This is a genomic window from Metabacillus sp. FJAT-52054, assembly GCF_037201815.1.
In the GTDB taxonomy this organism is placed as follows: Bacteria; Bacillota; Bacilli; order Bacillales; family Bacillaceae; genus Metabacillus_B; species Metabacillus_B sediminis.
On sequence record NZ_CP147409.1, the window covers coordinates 1 to 7,365 of the forward strand.

10 protein-coding genes and 1 pseudogene are annotated in these 7,365 nt (G+C 36.5%); 5 read left to right on the forward strand and 6 right to left on the reverse strand.

The annotated features are described in order from the left end of the window. Nucleotides 1-312: 312 nt before the first annotated feature. Nucleotides 313-873, reverse strand: coding sequence for a hypothetical protein (locus WCV65_RS21180; RefSeq protein ID WP_338782470.1), 561 nt, complete (start codon nucleotides 871-873; stop codon nucleotides 313-315). A gap of 144 nt (nucleotides 874-1,017) precedes the next feature. On the opposite strand from WCV65_RS21180, the gene WCV65_RS21185 reads away from it, so the two are divergent. From WCV65_RS21185 to WCV65_RS21195, 3 genes are all read left to right on the forward strand, one after another. Continuing rightward, nucleotides 1,018-1,287 (forward strand): hypothetical protein, encoded by a 270-nt coding sequence (locus WCV65_RS21185; RefSeq protein WP_338782472.1) that lies wholly within the window; start codon nucleotides 1,018-1,020, stop codon nucleotides 1,285-1,287. Nucleotides 1,288-2,340: 1,053 nt separating this feature from the next. Further along, nucleotides 2,341-2,799: a DnaD domain protein gene (locus WCV65_RS21190; RefSeq protein ID WP_338782474.1), complete on the forward strand. Its 459-nt coding sequence runs from the start codon at nucleotides 2,341-2,343 to the stop codon at nucleotides 2,797-2,799. 522 nt (nucleotides 2,800-3,321) lie between these two features. Then, the gene (locus WCV65_RS21195; RefSeq protein ID WP_338782476.1) at nucleotides 3,322-3,810 is read left to right on the forward strand and encodes a hypothetical protein; all 489 of its coding nucleotides are present in this window, start codon (nucleotides 3,322-3,324) and stop codon (nucleotides 3,808-3,810) included. 286 nt (nucleotides 3,811-4,096) lie between these two features. Here WCV65_RS21195 and WCV65_RS21200 read toward each other — a convergent pair whose 3' ends face one another. Further along, nucleotides 4,097-4,651, reverse strand: coding sequence for a recombinase family protein (locus WCV65_RS21200; protein WP_338782479.1), 555 nt, complete (start codon nucleotides 4,649-4,651; stop codon nucleotides 4,097-4,099). A gap of 201 nt (nucleotides 4,652-4,852) precedes the next feature. Between WCV65_RS21200 and WCV65_RS21205 the strand changes: the two genes are divergently transcribed. Together WCV65_RS21205 and WCV65_RS21210 are read left to right on the forward strand one after the other, a co-directional pair. Beyond that, a complete protein-coding gene (locus tag WCV65_RS21205; protein ID WP_338782481.1) occupies nucleotides 4,853-5,101 on the forward strand; it encodes a hypothetical protein in 249 nt (82 codons plus the stop codon). 700 nt (nucleotides 5,102-5,801) lie between these two features. Beyond that, nucleotides 5,802-6,119 carry a hypothetical protein gene (locus WCV65_RS21210; protein ID WP_338782484.1) on the forward strand — a complete coding sequence of 106 codons (318 nt, stop codon included), beginning with the start codon at nucleotides 5,802-5,804 and terminating at the stop codon, nucleotides 6,117-6,119. Between the two features lie 36 nt (nucleotides 6,120-6,155). Here the strand turns inward: WCV65_RS21210 and WCV65_RS21215 are convergent, their stop codons facing one another. From WCV65_RS21215 to WCV65_RS21230, 4 genes and pseudogenes are all read right to left on the reverse strand, one after another. Next, on the reverse strand, nucleotides 6,156-6,374 hold the full coding sequence (locus tag WCV65_RS21215) for a hypothetical protein (protein WP_338782486.1): 219 nt from the start codon (nucleotides 6,372-6,374) through the stop codon (nucleotides 6,156-6,158). Nucleotides 6,375-6,442: 68 nt separating this feature from the next. Further along, nucleotides 6,443-6,769: a hypothetical protein gene (locus WCV65_RS21220; RefSeq protein ID WP_338782488.1), complete on the reverse strand. Its 327-nt coding sequence runs from the start codon at nucleotides 6,767-6,769 to the stop codon at nucleotides 6,443-6,445. A gap of 20 nt (nucleotides 6,770-6,789) precedes the next feature. Continuing rightward, on the reverse strand, nucleotides 6,790-7,149 hold the full coding sequence (locus tag WCV65_RS21225; protein ID WP_338782490.1) for a hypothetical protein: 360 nt from the start codon (nucleotides 7,147-7,149) through the stop codon (nucleotides 6,790-6,792). 32 nt (nucleotides 7,150-7,181) lie between these two features. Then, nucleotides 7,182-7,365 (reverse strand): annotated as a pseudogene (locus tag WCV65_RS21230) (XRE family transcriptional regulator); the annotation flags it as partial.

Below are 7,365 nucleotides of genomic sequence, written 5' to 3' on the forward strand. Positions count from 1 at the left end.
GTTGTGTTTGGGTCTTATTACGAAGCAACCGAATAGGTTTTAAAAATCGGTGGTCAACTTCTTGGTTGTATGGAACACGATTACTTTCCAACTAATTCACCCTTTCTTTTTAGGAATAGAAAAAAGCGTAGCTACCGAACGCTACGCTTAGTAAAGATATGGAGGTATTTACCGTAGGAAATCATTAAGGACTTCCCTACCTTATGGTCTGTAAAACCCCATTCATATACAGGGTGTTAACTGACTTTCTTAGTCATTAGTACTTTTAATATCCCTTTAACAGTAAGTGTTTATAGAGGACATTTAAACAAGTCATTTTAATTCATTAAGATACTTTCTTATTGCTGTTTCCACCATTTCATATATGTTTTTATCTTGTACAACAGCTTGTATCTTTAGTTGCTTTAAGAGATCCACGTCTAGATCAAACGAAGCCCGTTTTCTAACAACGTTTGAACTTTCGTTGGTTGGTTCTAACGTTCCAACGTTGGTTGTTTCCTTCTTTTGTGTTTTAGAAGAAACGTTCGCTTTGGCTTTTTCTACTGTTGGTGCTATTTGTTCCGAACCTTTCTTTATTTCTTCTTTAGCACTATTGTTGTTTTGTTCTTTAGTTTTTTCGTTCTTAACTTCTTTAGAAGAAACGTTCGCCTTAGCTTTTCTATTAATCTTTTTTGGTTCTGAAAAGTCATAAATAGACTGTTCCAACACGCTTTTATCACCATCAAAGTGCCAGCCTTTTTTGCCACTTAAAGAATAGCAACCAGCCTTTTTAAGTGCATTACGAGTAGGCTTTTCGCCAATAGTTAGCCGTTCCTTTGCGATCTTGTTCAATGGTTCTGTAAATGTAAGTTCAAGTATTTCTTTGATTTTCATAGCCTTCACCTCATTAAAAGTATTCGCCTTTGGTTCAGATTTTCCTACCATTCTTTTTAAAGCCGTTACTAAATTGAAAAGGATAAATACATAATGGTTAAAAGCTGATATAATAAATAAAACCATATTTTAGGAGGTTGTAAGGTGGCTAAGTATCAATTTAAACAAGGCATTTCTTGTAGTAAGTGTGGTAATCCAAATGTAAAGTTACGAGACAATATGTACTATGTAAAGTTAGCTAAAAGAATGGGCATTATTTGCTGTATAACGATTATTGGTATTCCTTTTGGAATAGGATTTTTTGTGGCTGCCGCTAGGAAAAAGAAGCAACCAATTGGAATGGTTCAATGTCTTAAATGTGGAAAGATCAAGAACTTTAAAAAGGGCGAATTATATGTGTCACAAGTAGGATGATTAGGTATCACTTTTTAAGTGGCTTAAATCTTACCTGCATGTTACGACATTTCGTAAGCGGTTTAAATTTAGGAGATTTTTAATAGATTTCTGTTGATTTACAAGGGAAGTAAGACTAGAATAATAGTAACTTAATACGAAGAACGGATAAATAAAAAGCCATTCCATATGTTATGAGTTCGCACCTCACAACGGAATGACTTCTTGTAACCTAGTGTTCGCCCACTAAGTTAAGTATAGTTAGCCCTGTCGCCACAGGACTAATTTGATACACCTATTCTACCTGTACTCAGTCGATATTTCAACTAGTAATTACTTGGAATCGTTATACATAATCAGACAGGGACAGACAAAATGCGGTATCTCTTTAACTTGTAAGCTACAAACACAGGTTAGGGGGTATCGCTTTTTTGTTGTTCGTTTCCCTGAGGTTGCCGATAACTCAGGTAAATAAAATCGTCAGGTAATGACCCAGCCAACGCAAATAAATGGGGATAGGATAGATTAACGGTGTTCCCTGTTACACCACTATCTGAAATGTGAAAGCTACATTAGTGCTGAACGAAGGAAGGGTAGGGCTTTACGAAGCCGTAGGACAAGCCACAGAGGGTTTTTAATTAAACCTGAACTGTTAGGGCTACTTGATACAGTAGGCTTGTTTAGAAGAGATTCTAGCGTTGACAGGGATATACTACGGACACCTCAGTAATTCCTGACGGATGTTGACCAACTAGTATAGAACGGCTACTACTTACATCGCTATAATTCTTGTTTTATAGCTGTGTAGGTAGTCGTTCTATGCCTTCCGTTGTCCTCGACTAGCCTTCAAGATGTTGCCAAACCCTAAAAACAAAAGCAAGTAGATTATGAGAAATAAGAACACTAATTTAAGATAGCTGATTATGTTAGAGGGGGTTGAGGACGTAGACACTTGAGGATTAGGGTGGGTCAGTAGCGATAGCGAAAGACACGCACTAACCGGAAAGGGTTCAGCAACCGAAACGAAGTGAAGGGCGGTAGTTAGCCTTTAATTATAAGAAAGGATGAAAAATCTTGAGTGATCCTACTAAACCAAATGCAGAAGAGGAATTATTGAACTTTTTGAAATCTGCTAGTCCTGAGGAAGTCCTAAGTTCTGTTTCAGGCGGAATTGCTTTAGCTGAAGCCGAGTTGAATTTAATTATTAAACTTAGAACGAATTACAAATTGGTTGACCCTGTAATAAACGTTTTATTGTATTATGTATTGCTAAGAACTGATATGAAACTTCCTGCTTCTTATGTTGAAAAAATAGCGATACATTGGGCAAGAAAAAACATAACTACAGCAGAAGAGGCACTACACATAGCTAAGACTGAACATAAAGAATACCTACGTTTAAATAACTTAAGAAAAGGTCAGGAAGTTTCTCCTGATCAAATAACTATATTGGATTCTATTAGAGGTGCAATTAAAGCAGATTTAACAGATGAACAATTAGGTAAATATGTCAGGAATGTACTTTTAAAATAAAAAAAGAACCCCACTGATCTATTAAGACCAATGGGGTTGGAAATGAGATATTTAAGTTTTTAGTTACTACCACGGAAAAACGTTAACCAGTCTTTTATAACTGGTATTGAATAAAGAACATTGCTTAAGTCACTTCATTCACTCTGTTCATTCAGTGTAATTTTAAAAGTTATTATTTATTTATAGCTATCAATAGATAGTTTATTAAGTTCTTATATTACATAGTGTGTGGGATTAACCCCTAATACAGGTTGTTTTTCAAAGTTTTTTATTGAGAGGCTGAAACCCTTGTGGCTGTAGGGTTTTCGATTAATCACAAATCTGCTGATTAACCTTATAGGGTCACAGAAACAGTACAGCTGCGTTTTAATAATCACACCCTCCTGTGACTTACCTTGTGATTATTAAATTGCTTAAACCCTTGATACATAAGGCTTTTTGAATTTTGTTAATCACAAGGTAATTATTGTAATATCAGGTTATTCTCTAGTAAACTCTATTTTAAAAAGGAGGATTTATTAGATGTCAGAAAAGAAGGGTGTTAATCAGACTCCAGAAGTAAGTGAAGCTTTTAAAAAAGCAGTTCAGGATCTTAATTTAAGTAGTAAGATTTCACAACAATTCGCCGAATTTGATAGAAGTTCTAAAGTTTTTTTTGATGATCAAATGAAACAAATGGAACGTATTCAGGACTATGAGGCTAAAAAAATAGCAGAAGAATATGAATACAAACAGTCTGTACTATCAGCATTACAAGGAATAGAAAAGAATACTGCTATCCTAACTGAAATGTCTATGTTATTAAAAGAAAATAAAGATAAACAAGAAGAGATTTTTGAGATTATGGTTGAGATTCTAGCCATTATGAAAAGTAGCAATGAGGAAGAGGCAAAAAGTAGGTTTACTACTGTAATGGAGAAAATTACAGCATTTAAAGATGGTTCAGAAACTTTGATTTCCCTTTATGGAATGGCACAGCAGGTGTACACCGTCTATCAATCTCTTTCCTAGGCTTTTATACGACTTGTTCTAAAACTTCTTATATGGCAATCTGAGGCGTTTAAAAAGGTAATTTAAAGGGCTGGTAAGCTGTTAGGTAGATTAGTCAAAATTATGCTTGCCTGCCCCCATTAAACACCGCCCTCAAAACTATTTCTTTGCACAATCCTAACAGCCCCAACGGTTTAAAATCCTACATGAAGCCCTAAAGCCCTGTTCTGTTCTTCCCCATGCACAACCGCTATTCTTATGCCTTGATCTTATCCATTGATTAAACTAGTCAACAGAAAAGACGACTTTATTTAGTCGCCTTTTTCTTTGCCCGTATCAATGTACTTTTACTAATCCCTGTCATGTTCTCGACTTCTTTATATGAATGTGTTTCTAATAGCTTTAAAGCGTGTTCTAGTTGCTTCTTGCTGTACTTATTAGGTCTGCCTTCTCTGAAATCTTCACGCTGTTTAGCGATAGCCTTACCTTCCTGAGTACGTTCTACAATCATATCTCTTTCAAATTCTGCAAAGGAACTCATAATGTTAAAGATTAGGCGTCCAGTTGGCGTATCTTCCACAAGCCCCATGTTAAGAACGTGTACTTTGACACCTTTTTGAAATAGCCTTTTTACTGTTTCTATTGCGTCAGTAGTAGAACGTGCAAAGCGATCTAGTTTAGTAACAACTAAAGTATTACCCTCTTGAAGAATAGAAAGAACCTCTTGGAACTTGGGGCGGTCTGCTTTCGTTCCTGTAAACTTCTCAGAATAGATTTTGTCGCAGCCCTCTTTTTCTAGTGTTTTAATTTGTCCTTCTAAATCTTGATTTGCTGTACTAACCCTTGCATATCCTATTTTCATTATGTATGACCCCATTTTTTTATAGTATTTATGACACTATGTTTTGACACCTTTTGATACCTTGATAATACAGCACCTTAAAAACGGTGTCAATACCTTTAAGTTTTGACACTTGTGCTAGGTAAGTCATATTATTATAGGGTCTATGTGATTAGTGCTATAATACTAATGTTCTGTTAAAAAATGAGAGGGGTAGATCCTATGTCAATCCAAACACCTATTAAATATTCTTATGCTGCTACATGCCCTGAGTGTGAAGAAGAATTTGAAGCAACAATTTTAATTGAGGATTTAGAACACGTTTCTTCAGACGAACGTAATATGGGAACAGAAAACCAATATGAATTTACAGCAGAAGTGACGTGTCCAGAGTGTAAGCATCAGTGGGATGTTAAAGGAGAACTTTGGGAGTACCCTGAGGGTGTAATTAACCTAACTGAAATTAAATAATAAAGAGAGATCTCACTAATAACAGTGAGGTCTTTTTATTATATTAAAACTATCAAAAACCAACAGTTCTGATTGGCTAACATCGGCAACGCAGCTATAAGGGTTCGCCACCGATCATAAGTCACAATCAAAAGTGGTAGTGGCTAAGGCGTCCACGTATACACCTAGATACCCGCTGACAGACAGTGAGAAGAACAGCATGGACACCAACGCCTACCAGCATGGCTACAGCTGTGACCACGTGTGGTGGCCATGACCGCCACGAGAACCACAGGAAGAACAAGCAGAAGAATGAAGAACGAACGAATGACAAGGCAAAGGGAAAAGAAACAATGAAGTAAACAATAGAGAAGAATGAAGAATACATTGAATACGCTAGGGAATGTATAGGGGCTTTGCTGATACCATTAGGACTGTCAGACAGGGCGAAGCCCACCCTCAGGGGGCAGGGGGTGTATATAGGGGTCGTCTAGTGCCTGCAAAATATATGCACCGCTTCTAAAATCTTTCTAGGAACAACTTCAATGCTGAGATTTGCATTTTAACGAAATTAGTAAGGACTAGGGTCGAGAACGAAAAGATAAATTCGCTGTAGGGCGATCTACAGTGAAGGGTGGTTAAGGTTTTTGGTAAAATGGAATGTAGAAAGGGCTTCACAAATTTTTGCGGTGTGATTTTGAAACATTTTAGGGGGCAGAGTATGAGTAACTTGAATGACGATATGCATAAGCTAACTGAGAGAATTTTGGGTAACGTAGAAGCACAAGGAAAAACAATACGTGACCTTATTAAACGAGTAGAGAAACAAACGGAAATACTAGACGAATACGCTGATAAAAATAAAGACGCAGCTGTGCCAAAAATGACAGCAAATGAAGTATTAAAAGCAATCGAGAATATGGAGAATGGAGAACGCATTAAGCTGTTAGCGGAACTATCAAAGAAGCACTTTGGAGGCAATGAATCTTTAGAGGACATTAAAGACCTTCACAATAAGTTTTGGGATGACGAGAACTAATAAAAAGGTGGCAAGGCTTATAATAGCCCTGCCTTTTTATTTGTTAAAAATGAAGCTAGAGGGCAGTTTCTTGATTTTCAAACGTAACCCAATGGTTTTACCTTCTCCGTCTATTTCCTCTTGGGAAATTGACGCTATATAGTCTTTTTTTAACCTTTTAATATGCTTTGGAACGGTTGTGTGAATGTTCCATAGATTAGTTCCTGGTTCATAAACAATAACTGTTTCTTGTTCTTCTTTATCGTAGTAAGCCATTATCTATATCTCCTTTTGATTAACATAAAAAAGCCCTGTCAGCAGTTATGCCAACAGGGACAAGTTATTTAGAAACTAAGCTTCACTTGTAAGCTAGGGGAAGTACCCCCTACAATAAGTTGATAGCGTACATAGTCCTTATTCTTAACGAACATAACTCCATGAGGTGTTTCGGTAATAGGAAAAGTACCAATCTCATTAAAAGTTACTCCATCTTGTGATTCTTCAAATTTAATAGCTAACGTAGTATCGTTATTAAGCCCTTCAACGTCTACACGTACAGCACAGACAAAGCCATTTAATTTAATGGCCTCACTAGTGACGTTTTCCTTAACGTCTGTATTTTCATAGATATTTTTAATGTCTCGCATTCCATAGAATAGATGATTTAACATGTTCAATCCCCTTTATAAGTTTATCGTGGTAATCTGTCATTTCGTTTAAGTCCACTTCTAGCACGTTCCATAGCTAATCGAGTTTGTTCAGCGATCATCTTTTCTCGTGCTTGTTCTTGGAACTCTCTATTTTGCTTTTCAATGTCCATACGTCTTTGCATGGCTTCACTAACAGCGTCATCGTCAATGTAATCACTCTTTGTTTGTTCATAGATACTCATCCCACTAGACATAGGAACAATGTTTTCGTCACGTCGCAGCTGGTCAACAGCATTTCCGATAGACATACGTTCAATCAATGGTAATTTGTTTACTTGTTCATGTGCTTCAGCGTCTCCATGTGCTAACGCACGAATAAAATCAGGGTTAAAGTTTGTCATAGTTTTATTTCCTCATTTCTTTATTGTGTTGGTTAAGATCGATAACCTTTGCTTTCTTTCATTTCTAACATCTTGCGAATGTTTATTAACTCAACGCCTGACACTCTTAATCGTTTAATGGCTAGGCGTAGCTTCTTTTCATATCTTGAAGAGAACTTTAAATCACCACGTTCTAATTTACCGACTGTACTTGGACATACATCCATTAGTTCCCCT